Here is a 20,070-nt window from a genome sequence, read left to right on the forward strand (position 1 = left end):
CTGGACGCTGGCTATAGAACTGCCGACCAGCGCAGTTTTTGCCGACCTGAACAAGCTGCAGAACGGCCTCGCGGAACAGGCCGAAGAAGACACACTGGGCATGACTCTGGTGGGCTTGCTCGTTGCAGGCGCAGGCCTGCTGGTGATCTGGTTTGTTGGTTATGGCATCGCCCACCCCTTGCGGCAGATGGTGGTGATGCTGGATGACATCGCCCAGGGCGACGGCGACCTGACCAAACGCCTGCAAGTCGACCGAACGGATGAGCTTGGACAGATAGCCAATGGCTTCAATACCTTCCTCAACAAACTGCAGAATATGATCAGCAACGTGGTCAGTTCAGTACAGAAGGTCAGCGACTCCTCCGAATACACCGCCGACATCGCCATCCGTACCAACCAGGGTGTCCAGAAGCAAATGGCGGAAATCGAGTTGGTCGCCACTGCGGTGCATGAGATGACGGCTACCGCTCAGGACGTCGCACGCAACGCCACCCATGCCGCAGAAGCGGCCAACAACGCCGACCAATCAGCGAATCAGGGCAAGCAGACGGTGCAACTCACGGCCGATGCAATTGCAGCTCTTGCTCAGGAAATCGGCCGGGCGGTGAACGTGGTACAGACGCTGGCCAAGGACAGCGAAAACATCAACGCCATTCTGGTGGCTATCCGCGGGATTGCCGAGCAAACCAACCTGCTCGCCCTCAACGCAGCTATTGAGGCCGCACGCGCCGGCGAACAGGGGCGAGGCTTTGCCGTGGTCGCCGATGAGGTGCGCAACCTGGCGCAGAAGACGCAACAAGCCACCGAAGAAATTCAGGCCATGATCCAACAGCTGCAGCAAGGTACGCGTGATGTGGTCAAGGTCATGGAAGACAGCCAGAGCAAAACCCAGATAAGCGTGCAACAGGCCAGCCAGGCAGCCATAGCACTGGATGCAATCACACAAGCGGTATCGGTGATCAACGACATGAACACGCAGATTGCCAGCGCCGCCGAAGAGCAAAGCGCCGTGGCTGAGGATATCAACCGCAATGTCACCAACATCGGACAGGTGGCCAATGAGGTCGCCGGTGGTGCTGATGAAGCCAGTCAGGCCAGCGCCGAATTGACCAAACTGGCCGAGCAGCAGCGCCGTCTGATCAATCAGTTCAGAGTCTGATCAGGCATAGAAGAACAGGGCGGACAACTGAGCAAATCGCCCTTTCTCTTCAAAGAAGGCAATTTATGCAGGCGTGAGGCACTCCGGCGCATCCAGTTTTGGATCGTTGACCAAATTGGCCAACACCCGCTCACGCAACTGGGGCTGTGGACTGGCCAGCAATGCCAAAGCCTCGGCCGGCGAAGTAGCGGAGTCCAGCCAGGCGGCCTGCGCGGCCTCATTAAGCATCAGCGGTCGGCGCTGACTGGCCGCTGCCTGCGTCACCACAGCCACGCTCAGGTAGACATGCCCTTCGACCGGATATGCTTCCCACAGGGCAGCAAAGTGCAGCAACGGCACCCCGTCACCACTCAACCAATACGGCCGTTTGCGCGCCGCTCCCCGCCATTCATAAAAACCATTGGCCGGCAGCAAGCCGCGACGCAGGCGAAACGCCTCACGAAACATCGGCTGTTCGGATAGAGTCTCGGCACGCGCCTGGGCCGGGGTCTTGGTCAGGTCCGTCAACCAAGGTGGCGTCAGCCCCCAACGTGCGCGCGTCAACTGCCGCTCGCCCTCGACGCTGCGCAACAACAACACCTGACTGTTGGGCGAAATGCTCCAGTGCGGTAACTGATCAGCAGGAAAACCGGGAATCGCCGCAAAGGCAGGCGTCCAACGGAACAGGGCGTAACGTCCACACATGGGAAACTCGACAACACTTCAAGGAAAGGACCGCAAGGCAGGCGTTCAACAGAGCAAAGTACCCTGAATACTCTCCGGCTCATCACCGGGCAGCGGCAGCGCGGCATTGTACGCGGCGATTAACTGTTGTGCGCTGTGCGCCTGCGCGTCTTCTACCAATACGCCGAGCAGTCCGCATGCCGGCAACTCGCCCACAGCGCCTGTGAGATGCTGCCCGGTCAGGTAGGCGTCAATGCCCTCACTGGCCAACATACTCAGCAGCAACTCACCTTCCATCAGGTCCCGCGGCTCATAAATACGCTGCATCAGTCATTCTCCCCGCGCACATCCAGGTTCCAATCCTGACCATCAGTCTGCAGCGAAAACACGATAGGCCGGCAGCACACCGGACAATCTTCAATGTACTGCTGATCACCCGCTGACAGATCAAGCAGCGCTTCCACCTGCTCGCCACAATAAGGGCACTGATAGCCCTCGCTTTCCAGCATCGCAGTCTCCTTGTGACTTGGGCGTATAATTACCGGTCTATAGCTGGCCCTGCAGTCGAACAGCGGTATTGCTGTGCCGCATCAGCGGGGCCATAAGCACTTCCGCCGCCACCTACAACAAGAGAGCATGATGGGCGAATTCGATACCATCCGACCTTACGCCGATGCCGAAGTACCTGCCGTTCTGGCACGCCTGTTGGCGGACGATGCGTTTCTCGACATCCTCACTCAATTTCGCTTTCCACGCCTGGCTGCATCTTTGGGCTGGCTGCTTAAACCACTTATAGCCTATCGACTGCGTCTTGAGTTCCGTGATGTGAAGTCGGTGACGCAATTGCAGACGCGCATCGAGAGTTATGTCGACCGCACCATTGAGCGCGCCACGGATGGAGTGACTTACTCCGGCATCGACCACCTGCAGGCCGGCCAAGCTTATCTGTTCCTGGCCAACCATCGCGATATCGTCATGGACCCGGCATTCGTCAACTACGCGGTTTATCATGCAGACCTGCCAACACCGCGTATCGCCATTGGCGACAACCTGCTGCAGAAGCCCTTCGTTAGCGACCTGATGCGCCTTAACAAGAGCTTCATCGTGCACCGTTCAATCAGCGGGCGACGCGAGAAACTCGCCGCTTACCAGCTGCTGTCGGCGTATATCAACCACTCGATCCGCACTGACGGCGAGTCGATCTGGATTGCCCAGGCCGAAGGCCGCGCCAAGGATGGTGATGACCGCACCGATTCGGCGATCCTCAAGATGTTCCATATGAGCCGCAAGGACGAACCCTTCGCCGACGTGATCAACGCGCTGCGCCTGACGCCAGTATCGATCAGCTACGAATACGACCCCTGCGATCAGGCCAAAGCCCGCGAGCTATTTATTCGCGCCAGCAGCGGCAGTTATACCAAGGCCGCCGGCGAAGATGACCAGAGCATCGCCCTCGGCATCACCGGTTACAAAGGCCGCGTGCACGTGCACTTCGGTACGCCGGTGAGCCAGGGCCTGGAGGACAGCAAACTGCTGGCAGCGGAAATGGACCGACAGATTCTCACCGGCTACCGGTTGTTCCCCGTGCATTATCTGGCCTACGCCATGTGGGCAGACCGCGACACGGCGCTGGCGGTGCCGAATGCCGCCGAGCTGTTCCCTGCCGAAGAGCTGCGTACCGCACAAGCCGAGTGGCAACGCCGCCTGGACAACTGTCCGATTGCGCAGCAGCCCTACCTGATCCTGCAATACGCCAACCCAGTGCGTAACCAATACCGGATCAAGGCTGGCCTGCCACTTTAGGCCAATCGGAGTCATAAAAAACGGCAGCCATTGGCTGCCGCTTTTTATGGCCTGAACAATCGAATTACAGCTGGGTGCTCAGCCAAGACAGCAACAAGGCAGCCCCCAGGCAGGCATGGCCAAAGCGATAAAAAAAACGATTCAGCCGCAGTGTCGGCTCATCAAAGGCATATGCCTCATCCGCCAGTTCATTCAGCTGATTGTCCGCCAGTAACCGCGCCTGGGCACGCTGCTCGCGCATACGTGTAGCCAGTAGCAACCACGCCCCCGCCAGGGCGAAAAACAGCGCCAGTCCATTCACACACTGCCCAGGCTGACCTTCGATCAGCAACCAGAGCGCTTGCAACGACATGCTCGACCTCAACTTCTATAAGGCATGCGATCAATGTCGCGCCTGATTATCAGCACACCCGATGCAGTATCGGGCTGTCCAAATACGGGCGCGGAGTCTACCGAAGGTTGCCGCCCTCGCGGTTCGATTCCGACGAATCGCAGCCACTATGACTAAGCGGTCTAAACACTGTCATTTGTGTGAGCTATGGTCTAACACTCGTCCCTACGCCTCGGCCAAAAAGGCTTGGCGCAGAGAGACAGGCCTTAAAATCCATGGAGGATCACCCTATGCTGCACGCCCAACCGCAAGACCGTGATTACCTGATTGATTCGCTGGATGACGTGGAAGCCGTCATCGACGGACTGTCTTTCAATGTGCAAGACGACCACTGGCTGGTGTACTGCGCCATGGGAGGTCACGAGCATTACGCCCTGCCCGACGTGGATACGCGCACCGGCATGAGTCTGCCGGAGTTCTACAGCGAAGCTGCCTGAAGCCTCGAATTGGACAAGCCAGATACGAAAAAGCCCGGAACAGTCCGGGCTTTTTCATCAACGCCGATCAGCTTTACTGAGCGAGCATCTGGCCGATGGTCGGATCCTTGAAGGCACGGGTCAGGGCATCACTCAACACGTCACTGACCAGCTTGGTGTTGGTTGCCTGGTTTGGCGCCATGCCAAAGCGCTGATTCAGCGAAGCACCATAACGGCCACTGTAACGGCGGCTGCTGTTCTGCACATCAACCCGGAAGGTGGCAGTCATGTCGGCTTCAGTGACATACAGCCCTTCTTTCGGCGACTGGTATTTCAAATCAGCCAGGGTCAGGGTCAGTTGCGGTGCATTGTAAGCATTAGCGCTCGGGGTAAAGCCGAGCAGACGTACAGCCGCCTCAGCCTGAGCCTGCAGCTTGGGTAAGATGTCCTGGCCAGTCACGCTGATGGCGCTGGTTTCCGGGTAAAGGCCACCACGGGTACCCAGTACAGGCGATGGACGACCATCGGTCACCCGCACCACAACCGGCTGGCCCTGACCAACGGCGGTCAGCGGGCTGTTGAGTTTGGGTTGTGGGCTGAGTTGTTGCGGGCTGTGGGCGCAACCCACCAGAGTAAGGCTGGCAACAGCCACCAGACCAAACAGCAGACGATGCAGCATGCTCAACGCTCCATAAATGAGGGGTAGAAGTGGTGCGCAGTATAACCAGCACGGAAAATGCCCGACAGCGCTGCTTTCAGGGTCTGTTGCTATTTCTCGGGGCAACACGGCTCACGATGAAACGGCACAGTCCCTATGACGTTTATCGCGCTAACAGGTTCCCGTAACGCCCTTGTCATGCGCGTCAGGCATAAGACTTTAGTCTTCCCTGTTCGTGAGTGATTCGCCATGTTCTCACTGCGCAACCTGCTCGCCCCCCGCCGCCCGATGCGCTCATTTGCCCTGGTCGATGCGCAAGGTATCTGCCGCGCCCTGCGCCAATCAGCCCAGGCGCCACAAGGCTCCGGCTGGATTGAAGTGCAACACAGCTGCCTGAGCTGGCTCAATCGCCCCCTGCCAGCCGGAGTCAAAACCGTACAAGTCACGCCATGCCTGCGCTTGCAACAAACGCTGGCAGCCTGACCGGCGGAAGAAGAAAAGTCACGCCAGGCGATCAATTTTCCTGCTTTGCCCTTATAATCGCGCCCCGATTATAAGGACGCCTCCTGTTCGGGCCTTGCCGTATCGCTGATGCTCCATTGCACCAGCTCCGCCCCAGAGAGTCGCCCACTTCGCGCTGCCTTCCGGCTGCTGCTTACTCCCACGTAAAGCGCCTGCAATCGCTGCATGGCCGTTCTATGTCGTAGAGAAGCGTGCCCAGCAGACGTGTTTTGAGGTTCACGACTCCAAAAGAGCGTGGAAGAACGGTTTGGAAAACTTCACAAGAGTGTGGCGAAAATGAACGATCTCGCGGTTGGCATCTGCTTCCAGAAGCCTGCTTCCCTCAACCCTGAGCGTCTCGGCTGCTGATCGGCTGTGTTCACACAAGCTAACTAACGTCTTTTGAGTGCTGGTTTGCGGAGAAGTGGTAATGACGCAGAACGATTACGAAACAATGGATGTGGTGCTGGTGGGTGCCGGCATCATGAGTGCGACCTTGGCCGTACTGCTGAAAGAGCTCGACCCGGCGATCAAGCTGGAAGTGCTCGAGATGATGGAAGCCGGGGCGGTTGAAAGCTCCAACCCCTGGAACAACGCAGGCACCGGTCATGCTGGCTTGTGCGAGCTGAACTACACACCGGAATCGGCAGACGGTTCGATCGACATCAAAAAGTCGGTGACCATCAACACCCAATTCGAAGAGTCCAAGCAGTTCTGGGCCTACCTGGTCGAGAAAGGCCGCTTCGGTTCACCCAAATCGTTTATCAACTCGGTTCCGCACCTCAGTTTCGTGCGCGGGCAGAAAGGTATTGATTACCTGAAGAAGCGCTTCCAGGCGCTGACCGTGCACCATGCCTTTGCGCACATGGAGTACACCGAAGATCACGCCACGCTGGCCGAGTGGATGCCGCTGATGATGCCTGGGCGTGATCAGCAGGAGCCAATCGCTGCAACGCGCGTCATGGCCGGTACCGACGTCAATTTCGGCAACCTGACCACGAGCCTGCTCGCGCACCTCGGTCAGCAAGCCGATGCCAAGGTCACCTGCAAACAGAAAGTAGTTGGCCTCAAGCGCAGCGGCCAAGGCTGGCGGGTCAGCGTCAAGGACCTGCAGAGTGGTAACAACCGTGAAATCCAGGCCAAGTTCGTCTTCCTCGGCGCCGGTGGCGCGGCTCTGCCGCTGCTGCAGATGTCCGGCATTCCGGAGGGCAAGGGCTTCGGCGGCTTCCCGGTCAGCGGTCAGTGGCTGCGTTGCGACAACCCGGACGTGGTCAAGCAGCACCAGGCTAAGGTCTACAGCCAGGCCGCGGTGGGTTCGCCGCCCATGTCCGTGCCCCACTTGGACACCCGCGTGGTAGACGGCAAGACCTCGCTACTGTTCGGCCCATATGCCGGCTTCACCACCAAGTTCCTCAAGCGCGGTTCGTTCCTTGACCTGCCGCTATCGATCCGCTTCAACAACATCGGCCCGATGCTGGCGGTGGCGCGCGACAACTTCGACCTGACCCGCTACCTGGTCAAGGAAGTGCTGCAGTCCGAAGCTCAACGTCTGGAAACCCTGCGTGGCTTCTACCCGCTGGCCAAGGCCGAGGATTGGAGCTTGGAAATCGCCGGTCAACGCGTACAGATCATCAAGAAGGACGCCAAGAACGGCGGTATCCTGCAGTTCGGTACTGAACTGGTGGCCGCTCAAGACGGCTCCATTGCTGCTTTGCTCGGTGCCTCACCAGGTGCCTCGGTGACCGTATCAATCATGCTCGACCTGATTCAGCGCTGCTTCGGCGAACAGCTCAAGACAGAACAGTGGAGCCGCAAACTGAACGAGATCTTCCCAGCTCTGGGGGCCGTTCTAGCCAAGGATGCCGAGCGCTATCGCGACGTGCAGCGCCGTTCGGATGTCCTGCTGCAATTGACGCAGAACGTCAGCGCCTAATCCACCCGCTCAAAAAAACCGCCTTCTGGCGGTTTTTTTAGAGGCGCTGAACGATGAGAAATTCAAGCGGACGCGGCCATCGGCCGGAAACTGAAGTAGTGGCGTAAAGCATCGACCATCTCGACATAGTCACCCGGCGGCGCCACCAGAGAGAAACCTGAGTCATAGCACCCGGGCGTCACATCTTCACGGCACCACTGGCAGGTGGCCGAGAAGTCGACGTAGTGCGGTGCATCATGCCCAGGAATTTTCAAACGCATGTCAAAACGCGCACCCACCAACATGGGCAACTGGCTGATCAGCAACATGCCATCCAATGAGACGTTCCCGATGTAGCCCATAGGCTTATCGGTGATGCGATTAAACACCTTCAGATAGTAGGGCAGCTGGTGACGCTCAATGCGGCGCTGAACATGCTTAGGCATAGTGGCAAATCGCTATAGATGGCCACTGAGTATGGCCTCACTACTGCGTGTAAACCAGATTCAGGAACAGCGTTCGGCAATCTGACGTTGAAGTTGCTGACGAGCGGTATCTATTTGCTGGTCACTGTAATATTCACGCTCACCATTGGCAGCGGTACGGTAATAGCTGAAACCCTCAGGAATATTGCCCAACCGACTGCGCAGATCCTGGCATTCGGCAGCACGCTTACTCTGACGTTCGGCTGCCTCGGCTGAAGCCTGCGCCTGCTCGTCACGGCGGGCATCAAAGAAACGGCTGGTGCGCTCTTCGCGCTCACGAGTCAACTGATCGCGCTCGACCACCTGCGGCTTGACCTCAACCTGCTGAGCGCCGGGTGCCGGACGCTGACTGAAATGCACCTGGCCATTGGCATCGGTCCAGCGATAGATCTCAGCCATCGCCAAACCCGGCAATAACATCAGGCTCAACAAAATACGCATGGACTCCCTCCCGTAAACCTCAGCTTACTGCCGAGAATAGCCGCGCCAATCCTGTAACGACCAGCGGTCAGGGCTTGACCGGATTGACCTTGACGGCCACATCAACGCTGTCATGCCCCAATTGGCGCAGAGTATCCATGCGCGCGCGGGCCCGGTAAGCATACTCACTGGCTGGGTAGTGGGTAACGATGAACTGGTAGGTCTGCATGGCATCGACAAACAATGCCTGACGCTCCAGACACTGGCCGCGTAGCAGAGAAATTTCCGGCTGCATGTAACGTCGCGAGCGGCTGTTGCGCTCCGCCTTAGACAGCGAGAGCATGGCCGCTTCACATTCGCCGCGGTCATAGGCCTCATAGGCGCTGTTGAGGTGATGATCAAACGTATAGCGGTTACAGCCAGCCGCCCCCAACAGCACCAGTACAACTAACAGAATGCGCATAAGCCTCTCCTCCGATGAGCAGTGTATCGACTGGCCGGATAAATTCTGCAGCAACATATCCTCTGATGGGTAATGCCGCCAGCCACTTGGCCACAGTGGACCAGCCTGACTAGACTGGCGCACACCGGCCCTGCGCCCAGGAGTTCTCATGCCGTTATCGTTCCGCCTGCCGCTGCTGCTATGTGCCGCTCTGTCAAGCGCCTGCTCGCCCACCACACCGCTGTTTATCGCACAGATCACCACCAACGAGGTGGTTGAATACAAAACCCTGAAGAACAACCGCATGCTTGCCGCCATCGAGGATGAAGGCGACCTGCTGACCTACAGCGCTCAGGCCATTCGTGATGCCAAAAGCGACCAGGCCGAGCAGCTATACCTCACCGGGTACCGCGATGAGAAGCTCAGCGACGAAGTGCGGGCCATCTCGCTTTACCAGATCGGCCTGCTGTACATGAACCGCTTCAACGAGCAGCGCGACGATAACAAGGCACTCAACTACTTCTACCAGGTGCTCAATCAGTTCCCCGCCAGCCGGGCTGCCGAGCGGGCTGAAGCCCGGATTGTGATGATTCGTGAACGCGCCAATGAACCTGTACACAAGACCTCACGCGAGCTGCTTGCACACTGGAAGCCCAACCAGCAACTCGATTTGTACAAGCTCAGCCTTGATACCGACATGACGCTGCTGTCGCGCCGCGCCGTACTGAAAAACCGCGTTAGTGAAGCCGAAGAGCTGTATCTGTTAGCCCTGAGCGACCCTGGTATCCCCGCAGACATCAAAGAGAAAGCCCTCTACCAACTCGGCCTGATGTACTTGGCCCCGGATAACCCGCAGGCCAATCGCGACAAATCCATTACCTACCTGCGCCGCCTACTGGTGCAATTCCCCAATAGCGACCTGAACACCAAGGCCGCCCGTCATCTGGATCAGGCGCTCAACCGATAAGAACCTGTTTACGATCTGGCGAGCTAGAGAGCGGCAAGACGCTACGTTAGCAACCGCCAACGGCTAGTCAAAACAGGCGAGAAACTTAGCGCAGCGTAGTAACAGCCAACGGCTGACCCATAGGGTGAGCTCAGAGTGTACGAGCTGTAGCATTACTCGCTTCGCTCACCCAGCGGGTCGCGCTAAAGCGCGTTAGCCGCAAACGGCTTGCCGAGCCGACGTTTAACGCAGCAGGGCCGACGCGCAGCAGATCGTATATAGGTTCTGGTAGTGCAGAGGAACAATGACTACAGAGAGGCGGCATAGTAGCCTCGCGCACAGATGCCAATCAGGAGCCTGTGCATGACCTTCCGCCGTACCAAAATCGTCGCCACCCTCGGCCCCGCCAGCAACAGCCCCGAGGTGCTTGAACAACTGATCATCGCCGGTCTGGATGTTGCCCGCTTGAACTTCTCCCACGGTTCGCCCGATGAGCACAAAGCCCGCGCCGCATTGGTGCGTGATCTGGCCGCCAAGCACGGTCGCCACGTGGCCCTACTGGGCGACCTGCAAGGGCCGAAAATCCGCATCGCCAAGTTCGCCAACAAGCGGATCGAACTCAAACTGGGCGACCGCTTCACCTTCTCCACCAGCCACCCTCTGACGGCCGGCACGCAAGACATCGTCGGCATCGACTACCCGGATCTGGTCAAAGACTGTGGCGTCGGTGACGAGTTGCTGCTAGATGATGGCCGTGTGGTGGTGCGCGTGCTGGAAGCCACTGCCGATGCCCTGCACTGCGAAGTGATCATCGGTGGCCCGCTCTCCGACCACAAAGGCATCAACCGCCGGGGCGGCGGCCTGACGGCGCCTGCACTGACCGAGAAAGACAAAGCCGATATCAAACTCGCCGCCGAGATGCAGCTGGATTACCTGGCCGTGTCCTTCCCGCGCGATGCCGACGACATGCACTACGCGCGCAAGTTGCGTGATGAGGCGGGCGGTACGGCTTGGCTGGTGGCCAAGATCGAACGCGCCGAAGCCGTGGCCGACGACGAAACCCTCGACGGTTTGATCCGCGCCAGCGACGCCGTGATGGTGGCCCGTGGTGACCTGGGCGTGGAAATCGGCGACGCCGAACTGTGCGGCATTCAGAAGAAAATCATCCTGCACGCGCGCCGCCACAACAAGGCAGTGATCACCGCGACGCAGATGATGGAGTCGATGATCCAGAACCCGATGCCGACCCGCGCGGAAGTCTCCGACGTGGCCAACGCCGTGCTCGACTACACCGATGCCGTGATGCTCTCGGCGGAAAGTGCCGCCGGTGCCTACCCGCTGGAAGCCGTGCAGGCCATGGCGCGCATTTGCCTGGGCGCGGAAAAGCACCCCACCAGCAAGAAATCCAGCCACCGCATGGGCACCGAGTTCGAGCGCTGTGACGAAAGTATCGCCCTGGCTGCCATGTACACCGCTAACCACTTCCCAGGTGTGAAGGCGATCATTGCACTGACCGAAAGTGGCTACACGCCGCTGATCATGTCGCGCATCCGCTCTTCCGTGCCGATTTTCGCCTTCTCTCCGCACCGCGAAACCCAGGCACGTGCAGCCTTGTTCCGCGGCGTCTACACCGTGCCGTTCGACCCCGCCGCGCTGCAGCCGGCCGAGGTCAGCCAAGCCGCGGTGGACGAGTTGCTCAAGCGTGGTGTGGTGCAGGCCGGTGACTGGGTGATCCTGACCAAGGGCGACAGCTACCACACCATCGGCGGCACCAACACCCTGAAGTTGCTGCATGTCGGTGAAGCGCTGGTGTAACACTGCGCTGCAATGCAAAAGGCCGCTCAATCGAGCGGCCTTTTTGTTTGCCTCAACGCCTCAGGCGAACTTGCTGAAGTCCGGCGTGCGCCGCTGCATAAAGGCAGTCAGCGCCTCGATGGCCTCCGGCGAGCGCAGGCGCTGGCCGAACAGCGCACCCTCCTCCTCGATCACCCTTCGCAGTTGCTCGCGATCCGGCGCACGCATCAGGCGTTTGCTGTCCGCCACTGCCGAAGGGGCCAGGCGTTCGAAGGCATGAGCCATTTCCCGAGCTTTGGCCAGGGTTGCCTCACCACTGTCCAGCGCCTGATTGGCAATGCCCCAGGCGGCCGCCTGTTCGCCGGTAAAGCTCTGCCCGAGCAGCAGCAACTCGGCAGCGCGGGCATGACCGAGCAGACGCGGCAGAATCAGGCTTGAGCCGTATTCAGGGCACAAACCGAGGTTGACGAAGGGCATCTTCAAGGTGGCATCACGGCTGACATACACCAGGTCGCAGTGCAACAGCATGGTCGTGCCAATGCCCACTGCCGGGCCGTTAACGGCGGCCACCACGGGTTTACTGAACGCGAACAGCGCCTGCATAAACTGGAACACTTCGCTGTTCAGCCCGGTGGGCGGTGCCTTGATAAAGTCGGCGACATCATTGCCGCTGGTAAAACAGTTCTCACCACCGGTGATCAGCACGGCACGCACACTGTTATCCTGATCGGCCTGCACCAGCACTTCGGCCAAGCCGCTGTACATGGCGCGGGTCAAGGCATTCTTCTTGTCGGGGCGGTGCATGCGCAGGGTCAGCAACCCTTGCTCACGCTCAACCAGCAGGTGCTCGCTCATCATCACTCCTCACGGCAGGCCACCCGCGCGCTGAAAACCTTAACGGCTAGCGCGCGTGGGGCAAAAAGACGTCAGCGAAAACCTGGCTGCGCGGCAAACCCGCCAGATACAGGCGGCGCGCAAAGCTTTCGACGCTGTCGGGGTGGCCGCAGAGTAAGGCGACGGTTTGCCGTGAAACAAGGCGCAGTTCGGCCAAAGCAGCCGGCAACTCGGCCGCCACAAGCAGCTCGACCTGCAGTCGAGGATGGCTGAGCGCCAGCGCCCGCAAGGGCTCGGCCAGGTAATGTGCGGACGCATCATGGGCCAGGTGAATAAGCCGTATAGCACCCTGATGCTCCTGGCGTAGCGCTTCGCGCAGCACCCCGTACAGCGGCGCCAAGCCGGTGCCGGCGGCCATCAGCCAGAGCGGACGGGCTTGCCAGTCCGGGTCATAGTGCAAGGCGGCACCGCGCAACTCACCCAAACGCAGACAATCGCCCGGCTGAAACGCGCGTGCGGCGCTGGCAAAGGCGCCACCCTGGCGGCAATCGATATGAAATTCCAGCCAAGGATCGTCACCCGGCACGCTGGCCAATGAATAGGGTCGGGCAGTACCGTCCCCAGTCCAGAGCTGTAGATGCTGGCCAGCTCGGTAGCGTAGCGGCTGCTGAGGGGTCAGACGCAGGCGCAGCACATCGCGGCTGAGCCAGTCGCAACTGTGAATAACGGCAGGCGCGGCATCGCGCAGCGGGTCGAACACCTCGATCTGCACGTCCTCGACCACGCGGCACTGGCAGGCCAGCCGCCAACCCTGTTCGCGCCGCGCATCGTCCAGGGCTTCGGGTTTGCCGTCGAGCAACTCACCGCCCACACAGCGCACCAGGCAAGCGTGGCAACTGCCGGCACGGCAGCTGTAGGGCACGGCGATGCCGGCAGCCAGCAGGCTGTCCAGCAGATTACTGGCGGGGGCGACCTCAAGGCAGCGATCAGCGACCCGCAGCTCAGGCATCCACATCCTCCCAGGTCGCCGCGCAACGGTTACGGCCATTGCGCTTGGCCTGGTAGAGCGCCTGATCGGCACGTTGCAGGGCATCCTCAAGGTCGTCGTGTTCGGTCAGCAAGGTCATGCCGATGGAAACACTCAAACTCTCCACCTTCACCCCCAAGGGCTCAGCGCGGGTAAAGGCATCACGCAGGCGCTCGCAGCAGGCGGTGAACTGATCAGCTTCGGTATTGGGTAACAACAACACAAATTCCTCACCGCCATAGCGGGCTACCACATCACCATCACGCAGGCAGGCTCGGGCGACGGCGGCGAACGTTTGCAGCACACGGTCGCCGGCAGCATGACCGTAGACATCATTGATTCGCTTGAAATGATCCAGATCGAGCAGTGCCAGGCCATGCTGGCGCCCATTGCGCAGCCCTTCGAGCTCACGGCTGGCCAGAAGCAGAAAGTGCCGGCGATTACACAACCCCGTTAACTCATCCGTGGCGGCCAGATCCTCCAGTTGACGCATCATGCCACGTAGGGTGTCCTGATGCGCCTGCAGAGCAAAACGCCGCTGACGCATACGCTGGCGCATGGCCTGGGCATAACTGGCAAACAGACACAGCCAGGCCAGCACGACCGCCAGTACGCACGCCTGCATCAGCGCCACGCGCGGTTCACTCAGCTGCAGGGTATAGGCTTCATACAGGTTCACCCCGGCAAAACCAAAGAAGGCAAACAGCGCGCAACGGGTGAAGACACGTGGCGGCAGCTGAAACACACCGAACAGCAGTATCAGCAGATAGATCACCAGCATACTGCCGCGCCCTTCGCTGAACAGCGACAGCAGCACGGTCAGCCAGGCCAACGCCACCAGCACCTGGGGTTCAGTCAGGCTGGGGTCGGCTAATCGCAGGTTGATGCGGGACAGAAACAGCCCGAGAAACACCAGTTGGCTTAGGGTGGCCAGGGCGGTGATGGTCAGAGCAGTCAGGGGAGAAGCATGAAAAAGCCCGGCAAATACGCTGATCCAGCACAACAGCCCGGTCAGTGCATAGGTTGCCACTGCCATGCCGAAACGTTTCAGCAGCAGGCTCTGCAAAGATCGCTGGGTTACCCGCTGGCTACTTAGGCTCATGGGGTTATGGGCTCCATCCCATGCTGGCATCTAGCCGCCACTCTACCCCTGTGATCACAGAATGCCTAGGGTCAGACCAGGGTTCATTCGTCGGCTCAAATGACCGACCAGCGACCATGGTCTGGGGCGGCACAGGTGTCCGCCTGGCGGTGCGCGCGGTATACTGCCGCGCCTTTTTATCTTGTGCTTTGGCCTTGTCCTTTGACCTTGATAGCACTGCGCCGGGCCGAGACCCAGCGCTGTTCGAAGTTCCTGCCCTACTCCTCCCCCTATAAAAAGGAGCGCCAAGCATGACCGTGATCAAGCAAGACGACCTGATCCAGAGCGTCGCCGACGCCCTGCAGTTCATTTCCTATTACCACCCCGTGGATTTCATTCAGGCCATGCATGAGGCCTACCTGCGCGAAGAATCCCCGGCCGCGCGCGATTCGATGGCGCAGATCCTGATCAACTCGCGCATGTGTGCCACCGGCCACCGGCCGATCTGCCAGGACACCGGCATCGTCACCGTGTTTATCCGCGTCGGCATGGACGTGCGCTGGACTGGTGCGACCATGAGCGTTGACGACATGATCAACGAAGGCGTGCGTCGCGCTTACAACCTGCCGGAAAACGTCCTGCGTGCCTCGATCCTCGCCGACCCAGCTGGCGCGCGGAAGAACACCAAGGACAATACCCCGGCCGTGATCCACTACTCCATCGTTCCCGGCGACAAAGTGGAAGTGGACGTAGCAGCCAAGGGCGGTGGCTCCGAGAACAAATCGAAGATGGCCATGCTCAACCCGTCCGACTCGATCGTCGACTGGGTACTGAAAACCGTGCCGGAAATGGGCGCTGGCTGGTGCCCGCCGGGCATGCTCGGCATCGGCATCGGCGGTACTGCCGAGAAAGCCGCCGTCATGGCCAAGGAAGTGCTGATGGAGCACATCGACATCCATGAGCTAAAAGCCCGCGGCCCGCAGAATAAAATCGAGGAAATGCGCCTCGAACTGTTCGACAAGGTCAACCAGCTGGGCATCGGTGCCCAGGGTCTGGGCGGTCTGACCACGGTGCTCGACGTGAAGATCATGGACTACCCGACCCACGCAGCTTCCCTGCCGGTGTGCATGATCCCCAACTGCGCCGCCACCCGTCACGCCCATTTCGTGCTCGATGGCAGCGGCCCGGCTGAACTGGAAGCGCCGGATCTGTCCGCCTACCCGGAAATCGTCTGGGAAGCCGGCCCGAGCGCACGCCGCGTCGACCTCGACACCCTGACCCCGGAAGACGTGCAAAGCTGGCAGCCGGGCGAGACCGTCCTGCTCAACGGCAAGATGCTCACCGGCCGCGACGCCGCGCACAAGCGCATGGTCGATATGCTGAATAAGGGTGAAGAACTGCCGGTCGACCTCAAAGGTCGCTTCATTTATTACGTTGGCCCGGTCGACCCAGTGCGCGAAGAAGTCGTCGGCCCAGCCGGCCCGACCACCGCCACGCGGATGGACAAGTTCACCCGGCAGATCCTCGAAAGCACGGGCCTACTCGGCATGATCGGTAAATCCGAGCGCGGCCCGATTGCCATCGAAGCGATCAAGGACAACAAGGCCGTGTACCTGATGGCCGTGGGCGGCGCTGCTTACCTGGTCGCTCAGGCGATCAAGAAATCGCGCGTGGTGGCCTTCGCCGAACTGGGTATGGAAGCCATCTACGAGTTCGACGTGAAAGACATGCCCGTCACCGTGGCGGTCGACACCAAGGGCGAGTCGGTGCATATCACCGGTCCAGCAATCTGGAACAAAAAGATCCACGACAGCCTGGCCGTCGAGATCAAGTAAGCCCCGCGTCAACCCCAACAACCCGGCCACGTACCGGGTTGTTGGTTTTTGCGCTTAGCAAAGAGCAGCCATAACCACTGATCCAGTGCTCAGTCGTCGCGCGTCAGCACTTCCAGCAGCTCAATCTCAAAGATCAGGTTGGAATGCGGGGTGATGTGCGCGCCAAACTGACGTTCGCCGTAGCCCAGATGCGAGGGCACAAAGAGTTTGCGCTTGCCGCCGACTTTCATGCCCATCAGCCCCTGATCCCAACCCTTGATCACCCGGCCAGTGCCGATCACGCATTGGAACGGCTTACCGCGCGCGTGCGAGGAGTCGAACAGCGTGCCGTCCTCCAACCAACCCTGATACTGGGTGGTGATCAACGCCCCCTTGACCACCGCTTTGCCATCGCCGGGCTGAATATCTTCGATCACCAGTTCGTTGCTCATCACTCACCTCATTTAACCGACCATTGAAGCCGGGGTTACGGGAAATCTATTCGGCTTTGGGTTCCAGCACGGCCAACAGGTCGGTTAGCCGCGCCTCCAGTTCAGCCAATTGCGCAGCCGCCAGTGGCGCAACAATGCGCGCCTGATTGTGGACATGTGCGGTTACCGCACGGTCGATCAACTCCAGTCCGGCCGGAGTCAGTTGCACCAGCATGCTGCGAGCATCATGCGGGTTGCTCAGCCGGCTGACCCGGCCGGCGGCTTCCAGCTGCTGCAACTGCCGGGTCATGGTGCCCGAGGTAATCATCAGCGCCGAGAACAGCGTGGTCGGTGCCAGACAATACGGCTGGCCGGAGCGGCGTAGCGTGGCCAGCACATCAAACTCCCAGGCACTTAACCCAAAGTCACTGAATACCACCTCCAACTCCCGTCGCAGCAAGGCCGCGCAGCGTCCAAGCCGGCCGAGCACACCCATCGGCCTGACATCCAGATCCGGCCGCTCACGCTGCCACTGCTGGAGAATGGCGTCGACGGCATCGGTTTGCGTTTGATTACTCATGGCGCGGCCTCAAAGTTATCTTGAACTCAAGACAAATCAGTATTAGCCTCGTATTTTATCTTGAATGCGAGACAAATGCGCGAGGTAGATGGCGGTGAATAGACCCTGGTTAAATGTGCTGATCACGGCACTGGCCCCCGCCATTTGGGGTTCGACGTACATCGTCACCACTGAACTCCTGCCGCCGGACCGGCCGTTTACCGCCGCGCTGTTACGCGCCCTGCCCGCCGGCCTGCTATTGGTGCTCTACAGCCGCTACCTGCCTCATCGCAGCGCATGGCTGCGCCTGCTGCTGCTAGGCGCATTGAATATCGGCTTTTTCCAGGCGCTACTGTTTGTCGCGGCGTACCGCCTGCCGGGCGGGCTGGCTGCAGTGGTGGGTGCCATTCAGCCGCTGCTGGTAATGGGTCTGGTGTGGTCGATGGATCACCAGCGGCCGGCATCTGTAGCGGTGATATCCAGCGTGGTGGGTATTGCCGGCATGGCTGCTCTGCTGCTCGCGCCTGGCGCCAGCTGGGACCCGATCGGCATTGCCGCCGCATTTGTCGGCACCGCCTGCATGGCCAGTGGCACCTACCTGACGCGTCGCTGGCAGCTGCCTGTACCGCTGCTGGCCTTTACCGGCTGGCAGTTGCTGATTGGCGGTCTTTTGCTGCTGCCTGTGGCCTGGCTGATTGATCCGCCTCTACCGTCACTCAGCCCAGCGCAATGGTTGGGGTATAGCTATCTGTCGCTGTTCGGTGCACTACTGGCTTATGTGCTGTGGTTTCGCGGGATTACCCGCCTGAGCCCGGTCGCCGTATCGTCGCTGGGGCTACTCAGCCCACTGGTAGCCGTGTTGCTGGGCTGGGCGCTGTTGGGCGAACGCCTTACCGGCGTGGCATTGTTGGGCTTGATTGCGGTGCTGAGCAGCATCCTGGTGGTGCAGTGGAGCAGCGCCTCACCGGTGCGTAAAACCGCGGCCGCATAACCCCTGTCACGCAAGGCGCAGCATCAGCCTGGATGCTGCACCCCGATGCGGCCTAGAAGCGCAGATTGAAACCGGTGTAGAACGAACGCCCCATGCCCGGCACTGCAGTGCCCCAACCGATGCCATTGATCGCCATGGTGCGGCCTTGGGCGGTATATGCGCCCCCCGTGGGCAGGTAATAGAACTTGTCCGCCAGGTTTTCAATGCCAACGTCCACGCGCAGGTTGTCCCAGCTGTGGCTCAAACGCAGGTTGAACAGGCTGTAGCCCGCCGTCTGGATTTCATTGCGCACCGTCGAGCCATCGTTCTTGGCTTGCACGCTGACCATTTCCAGGCTGTTGCTCCAGCCGCCCTGTTGTTGCGTCAGGGACAGCGTGGTGTTGAGCGGCATGATGTTGTAGAGCGCATCGCCCGTGTCACGGTTTTTGCCGTTACTGTAATTCACCACCGCCTGCACGCCCCACTGCCCCCAGTCATTGCGCAGCAGCGGCATCCGCCCGGCCATATCGACACCATAAATGCGCGCGGACTGGTTGCTGTACTGCAGCACGTTGAACTGGTCAGCAGCGACCGTTTGGCCTGGCAGGGCCTGCGCATCGATGAAGTCGTTGATGTAGGTGTAGAACGGCGTGACCTTGAGCTCATGGCGGCGGTCTTCGCTGTGCCAGTCCAGTGTGACCGAAGCGATGTGCGCGGCTTCCGGCTTGAGGTCGACATCGCCGACATAACCGTTACCGTCGCCGACAACGTTGTTCATGGTCGCGGCCATGGCCCAGGTGGACCAGGTGTAACGCTCATACAGATTGGGCGAGCGCACCTTGCGCGCCACACCGAACTCAAGGTCGAGATGGGCGTCATGGTTGTAACGGGCCAGGGCGGTCAGGTCGATGTTGTGGTCACGCTGGCTGCGATCACGGGCATTGAAGGCGGCCGAATCGCGGCGCTGATTGTTCAGCATCATGCCCATGCCGTTGGTATCGGCGTAGCCTTTCACCTCGCCGGCATCGGTGGCGACGTGCTCATAGCGCAGACCGAGCAAGGTCAGCCAGGCGGGGTTGATCTGCCGCTCCCACTCGCCAAAGACGCCGATGCGGTCACGCTCACCGTCGTTGATGTTCTCAAAGGTGCCGGGCCACATGCCGCCACCCGAGGCCGGCCAGTAGTCATTCAAACGGTAGCGCTGGTATTCGCTGCCGATGCGCAGCAGATCATGCTCGGTCAACTCAACCGTGGCCTTGAGGTTAAGGCCCAGGGTTTTGCCCTCACTTTCCATCGGCATGCCGGCAGCACAGGTGGCGCTGATGGGGCTGCAGGCACTGCCCGCCCCCGAGGCCGCGCCATACCAGAAACGCTTGTCGGCACCGAAGTCCATCTTGTGCTCGACCTGCTCGTGGTACAGCTGCGTTTCCAGACGGCCCCACTCGAACTGCGCGGTGTGGCGCAGGTTGATGCGCTGCTGGCTGTTGTCGGTCATGTCCATGCGCTGATTGGGGAACAGCTCTTGCGGCACCTGCTGATAGCCCAAGGTCAGCGCCAGCACGTCCTCACCCAGCTTGTAGGCCATGCCCAGCTCATGGTCACGGCGCTCAAAAGCAGTGGACGCCACTTCATCCAGCGCCGCGCCCTCTCCCACCCGCCCCGTGGCGGTGCTGTTTTTGAAGTCAGCACCGGCCATGTAATTGTTGGCCTTGCTGTAACTGCCGCTGTAACGGATGTGGAACACCTCGCTGGCATGCATCACCG

At 60.1% G+C, this 20,070-nt stretch carries 23 protein-coding genes and 1 pseudogene; 10 read left to right on the top strand and 14 right to left on the bottom strand.

Translation table 11 applies throughout. The features are described 5' to 3' along the window. Positions 1-100 precede the first annotated feature (100 nt). Positions 101-301 (top strand): annotated as a pseudogene (locus DBR00_RS21515) (HAMP domain-containing protein); the annotation flags it as partial. 114 nt (positions 302-415) lie between these two features. Continuing rightward, positions 416-1,159: a methyl-accepting chemotaxis protein gene (locus tag DBR00_RS21520; protein ID WP_371920669.1), complete on the top strand. Its 744-nt coding sequence runs from the start codon at positions 416-418 to the stop codon at positions 1,157-1,159. Positions 1,160-1,222: 63 nt separating this feature from the next. On the opposite strand, the gene DBR00_RS15680 is transcribed toward DBR00_RS21520, so the two are convergent. From DBR00_RS15680 to DBR00_RS15690, 3 genes are read right to left on the bottom strand one after another with little or no spacing between them, the layout of a single operon-like run. Beyond that, the gene (locus DBR00_RS15680) at positions 1,223-1,843 is read right to left on the bottom strand and encodes an SOS response-associated peptidase (RefSeq protein WP_108488877.1); all 621 of its coding nucleotides are present in this window, start codon (positions 1,841-1,843) and stop codon (positions 1,223-1,225) included. A 45-nt stretch (positions 1,844-1,888) separates the two neighbouring features. Next, positions 1,889-2,149 carry a putative signal transducing protein gene (locus tag DBR00_RS15685; protein ID WP_108488878.1) on the bottom strand — a complete coding sequence of 87 codons (261 nt, stop codon included), beginning with the start codon at positions 2,147-2,149 and terminating at the stop codon, positions 1,889-1,891. Next, positions 2,149-2,331 carry a CPXCG motif-containing cysteine-rich protein gene (locus DBR00_RS15690; RefSeq protein WP_108488879.1) on the bottom strand — a complete coding sequence of 61 codons (183 nt, stop codon included), beginning with the start codon at positions 2,329-2,331 and terminating at the stop codon, positions 2,149-2,151. Before DBR00_RS15690 ends, DBR00_RS15685 begins: the two co-directional genes overlap by 1 nt. 130 nt (positions 2,332-2,461) lie before the next feature. On the opposite strand from DBR00_RS15690, the gene DBR00_RS15695 reads away from it, so the two are divergent. Next, complete coding sequence (locus DBR00_RS15695; RefSeq protein WP_108488880.1) at positions 2,462-3,625, top strand: 1-acyl-sn-glycerol-3-phosphate acyltransferase; 1,164 nt, start codon at positions 2,462-2,464, stop codon at positions 3,623-3,625. A 64-nt stretch (positions 3,626-3,689) separates the two neighbouring features. On the opposite strand, the gene DBR00_RS15700 is transcribed toward DBR00_RS15695, so the two are convergent. Then, entirely contained in the window at positions 3,690-3,977 is a 288-nt protein-coding gene (locus DBR00_RS15700; RefSeq protein ID WP_108488881.1) for a hypothetical protein, read from the bottom strand. A gap of 269 nt (positions 3,978-4,246) precedes the next feature. On the opposite strand from DBR00_RS15700, the gene DBR00_RS15705 reads away from it, so the two are divergent. Then, positions 4,247-4,453, top strand: coding sequence for a hypothetical protein (locus DBR00_RS15705; protein ID WP_108488882.1), 207 nt, complete (start codon positions 4,247-4,249; stop codon positions 4,451-4,453). 73 nt (positions 4,454-4,526) lie between these two features. Here the strand turns inward: DBR00_RS15705 and DBR00_RS15710 are convergent, their stop codons facing one another. Then, on the bottom strand, positions 4,527-5,111 hold the full coding sequence (locus DBR00_RS15710; RefSeq protein WP_108488883.1) for a YajG family lipoprotein: 585 nt from the start codon (positions 5,109-5,111) through the stop codon (positions 4,527-4,529). A 228-nt stretch (positions 5,112-5,339) separates the two neighbouring features. Between DBR00_RS15710 and DBR00_RS15715 the strand changes: the two genes are divergently transcribed. Further along, the gene (locus DBR00_RS15715) at positions 5,340-5,573 is read left to right on the top strand and encodes a hypothetical protein (protein ID WP_108488884.1); all 234 of its coding nucleotides are present in this window, start codon (positions 5,340-5,342) and stop codon (positions 5,571-5,573) included. Positions 5,574-6,021: 448 nt separating this feature from the next. Beyond that, the gene (gene mqo, locus DBR00_RS15720; RefSeq protein WP_108488885.1) at positions 6,022-7,524 is read left to right on the top strand and encodes a malate dehydrogenase (quinone); all 1,503 of its coding nucleotides are present in this window, start codon (positions 6,022-6,024) and stop codon (positions 7,522-7,524) included. Positions 7,525-7,586: 62 nt separating this feature from the next. On the opposite strand, the gene DBR00_RS15725 is transcribed toward mqo, so the two are convergent. The 3 genes from DBR00_RS15725 to DBR00_RS15735 all read right to left on the bottom strand — a co-directional run bounded on the left by DBR00_RS15725 (position 7,587) and on the right by DBR00_RS15735 (position 8,871). Then, positions 7,587-7,949 (bottom strand): PilZ domain-containing protein, encoded by a 363-nt coding sequence (locus DBR00_RS15725; protein WP_108488886.1) that lies wholly within the window; start codon positions 7,947-7,949, stop codon positions 7,587-7,589. 60 nt (positions 7,950-8,009) lie between these two features. Next, positions 8,010-8,429: a DUF4124 domain-containing protein gene (locus DBR00_RS15730; RefSeq protein ID WP_108488887.1), complete on the bottom strand. Its 420-nt coding sequence runs from the start codon at positions 8,427-8,429 to the stop codon at positions 8,010-8,012. A 67-nt stretch (positions 8,430-8,496) separates the two neighbouring features. Continuing rightward, on the bottom strand, positions 8,497-8,871 hold the full coding sequence (locus DBR00_RS15735; protein WP_108488888.1) for a tol-pal system YbgF family protein: 375 nt from the start codon (positions 8,869-8,871) through the stop codon (positions 8,497-8,499). Between the two features lie 148 nt (positions 8,872-9,019). On the opposite strand from DBR00_RS15735, the gene DBR00_RS15740 reads away from it, so the two are divergent. Then, on the top strand, positions 9,020-9,817 hold the full coding sequence (locus DBR00_RS15740) for a tetratricopeptide repeat protein (protein ID WP_108488889.1): 798 nt from the start codon (positions 9,020-9,022) through the stop codon (positions 9,815-9,817). A 342-nt stretch (positions 9,818-10,159) separates the two neighbouring features. Continuing rightward, the gene (gene pyk / locus DBR00_RS15745) at positions 10,160-11,611 is read left to right on the top strand and encodes a pyruvate kinase (protein WP_108488890.1); all 1,452 of its coding nucleotides are present in this window, start codon (positions 10,160-10,162) and stop codon (positions 11,609-11,611) included. Between the two features lie 60 nt (positions 11,612-11,671). Here pyk and DBR00_RS15750 read toward each other — a convergent pair whose 3' ends face one another. The 3 genes from DBR00_RS15750 to DBR00_RS15760 are packed head-to-tail and all read right to left on the bottom strand — an operon-like array spanning position 11,672 to position 14,553. Further along, positions 11,672-12,445, bottom strand: coding sequence for an enoyl-CoA hydratase (locus tag DBR00_RS15750; protein WP_108488891.1), 774 nt, complete (start codon positions 12,443-12,445; stop codon positions 11,672-11,674). 46 nt (positions 12,446-12,491) lie between these two features. Next, on the bottom strand, positions 12,492-13,433 hold the full coding sequence (locus DBR00_RS15755) for an iron-sulfur-binding ferredoxin reductase (RefSeq protein ID WP_108488892.1): 942 nt from the start codon (positions 13,431-13,433) through the stop codon (positions 12,492-12,494). Then, on the bottom strand, positions 13,426-14,553 hold the full coding sequence (locus DBR00_RS15760; RefSeq protein WP_108488893.1) for a diguanylate cyclase: 1,128 nt from the start codon (positions 14,551-14,553) through the stop codon (positions 13,426-13,428). The genes DBR00_RS15755 and DBR00_RS15760 overlap by 8 nt, the downstream gene beginning before the upstream one ends. A gap of 290 nt (positions 14,554-14,843) precedes the next feature. Here DBR00_RS15760 and DBR00_RS15765 point away from each other — a divergent pair, with 290 nt between their 5' ends. Then, complete coding sequence (locus DBR00_RS15765) at positions 14,844-16,367, top strand: fumarate hydratase (protein ID WP_108488894.1); 1,524 nt, start codon at positions 14,844-14,846, stop codon at positions 16,365-16,367. A gap of 89 nt (positions 16,368-16,456) precedes the next feature. On the opposite strand, the gene DBR00_RS15770 is transcribed toward DBR00_RS15765, so the two are convergent. Next, positions 16,457-16,798: an FKBP-type peptidyl-prolyl cis-trans isomerase gene (locus tag DBR00_RS15770; protein WP_108488895.1), complete on the bottom strand. Its 342-nt coding sequence runs from the start codon at positions 16,796-16,798 to the stop codon at positions 16,457-16,459. A 46-nt stretch (positions 16,799-16,844) separates the two neighbouring features. Beyond that, complete coding sequence (locus tag DBR00_RS15775) at positions 16,845-17,357, bottom strand: MarR family winged helix-turn-helix transcriptional regulator (protein WP_108488896.1); 513 nt, start codon at positions 17,355-17,357, stop codon at positions 16,845-16,847. A gap of 88 nt (positions 17,358-17,445) precedes the next feature. Between DBR00_RS15775 and DBR00_RS15780 the strand changes: the two genes are divergently transcribed. Beyond that, positions 17,446-18,327 (top strand): EamA family transporter, encoded by an 882-nt coding sequence (locus tag DBR00_RS15780; RefSeq protein WP_108488897.1) that lies wholly within the window; start codon positions 17,446-17,448, stop codon positions 18,325-18,327. Between the two features lie 52 nt (positions 18,328-18,379). Here the strand turns inward: DBR00_RS15780 and DBR00_RS15785 are convergent. After that, the coding region (locus DBR00_RS15785; protein ID WP_218276629.1) for a TonB-dependent receptor at positions 18,380-20,070 on the bottom strand (1,691 nt) is incomplete at its 5' end.

Source organism: Pseudomonas sp. HMWF032, from assembly GCF_003060885.1.
In the GTDB taxonomy this organism is placed as follows: domain Bacteria; phylum Pseudomonadota; class Gammaproteobacteria; order Pseudomonadales; family Pseudomonadaceae; genus Aquipseudomonas.

Excerpts from the sequence above, each read along its gene's own strand:
- pyk (WP_108488890.1), top strand. The coding sequence starts at position 10,160 with ATGACCTTCCGCCGTACCAAAATCGTCGCCACCCTCGGCCCCGCCAGC.
- DBR00_RS15740 (WP_108488889.1), top strand. The coding sequence starts at position 9,020 with ATGCCGTTATCGTTCCGCCTGCCGCTGCTGCTATGTGCCGCTCTGTCA.
- DBR00_RS15775 (WP_108488896.1), bottom strand. The coding sequence starts at position 17,357 with ATGAGTAATCAAACGCAAACCGATGCCGTCGACGCCATTCTCCAGCAG.
- DBR00_RS15735 (WP_108488888.1), bottom strand. The coding sequence starts at position 8,871 with ATGCGCATTCTGTTAGTTGTACTGGTGCTGTTGGGGGCGGCTGGCTGT.
- DBR00_RS15750 (WP_108488891.1), bottom strand. The coding sequence starts at position 12,445 with ATGAGCGAGCACCTGCTGGTTGAGCGTGAGCAAGGGTTGCTGACCCTG.
- DBR00_RS15780 (WP_108488897.1), top strand. The coding sequence starts at position 17,446 with ATGGCGGTGAATAGACCCTGGTTAAATGTGCTGATCACGGCACTGGCC.
- DBR00_RS15715 (WP_108488884.1), top strand. The coding sequence starts at position 5,340 with ATGTTCTCACTGCGCAACCTGCTCGCCCCCCGCCGCCCGATGCGCTCA.
- DBR00_RS15705 (WP_108488882.1), top strand. The coding sequence starts at position 4,247 with ATGCTGCACGCCCAACCGCAAGACCGTGATTACCTGATTGATTCGCTG.
- DBR00_RS15695 (WP_108488880.1), top strand. The coding sequence starts at position 2,462 with ATGGGCGAATTCGATACCATCCGACCTTACGCCGATGCCGAAGTACCT.
- mqo (WP_108488885.1), top strand. The coding sequence starts at position 6,022 with ATGACGCAGAACGATTACGAAACAATGGATGTGGTGCTGGTGGGTGCC.
- DBR00_RS15730 (WP_108488887.1), bottom strand. The coding sequence starts at position 8,429 with ATGCGTATTTTGTTGAGCCTGATGTTATTGCCGGGTTTGGCGATGGCT.
- DBR00_RS15755 (WP_108488892.1), bottom strand. The coding sequence starts at position 13,433 with ATGCCTGAGCTGCGGGTCGCTGATCGCTGCCTTGAGGTCGCCCCCGCC.
- DBR00_RS15700 (WP_108488881.1), bottom strand. The coding sequence starts at position 3,977 with ATGTCGTTGCAAGCGCTCTGGTTGCTGATCGAAGGTCAGCCTGGGCAG.
- DBR00_RS15680 (WP_108488877.1), bottom strand. The coding sequence starts at position 1,843 with ATGTGTGGACGTTACGCCCTGTTCCGTTGGACGCCTGCCTTTGCGGCG.
- DBR00_RS15770 (WP_108488895.1), bottom strand. The coding sequence starts at position 16,798 with ATGAGCAACGAACTGGTGATCGAAGATATTCAGCCCGGCGATGGCAAA.
- DBR00_RS15760 (WP_108488893.1), bottom strand. The coding sequence starts at position 14,553 with ATGAGCCTAAGTAGCCAGCGGGTAACCCAGCGATCTTTGCAGAGCCTG.
- DBR00_RS15690 (WP_108488879.1), bottom strand. The coding sequence starts at position 2,331 with ATGCTGGAAAGCGAGGGCTATCAGTGCCCTTATTGTGGCGAGCAGGTG.
- DBR00_RS15685 (WP_108488878.1), bottom strand. The coding sequence starts at position 2,149 with ATGCAGCGTATTTATGAGCCGCGGGACCTGATGGAAGGTGAGTTGCTG.
- DBR00_RS15765 (WP_108488894.1), top strand. The coding sequence starts at position 14,844 with ATGACCGTGATCAAGCAAGACGACCTGATCCAGAGCGTCGCCGACGCC.
- DBR00_RS15710 (WP_108488883.1), bottom strand. The coding sequence starts at position 5,111 with ATGCTGCATCGTCTGCTGTTTGGTCTGGTGGCTGTTGCCAGCCTTACT.
- DBR00_RS21520 (WP_371920669.1), top strand. The coding sequence starts at position 416 with ATGGCGGAAATCGAGTTGGTCGCCACTGCGGTGCATGAGATGACGGCT.
- DBR00_RS15725 (WP_108488886.1), bottom strand. The coding sequence starts at position 7,949 with ATGCCTAAGCATGTTCAGCGCCGCATTGAGCGTCACCAGCTGCCCTAC.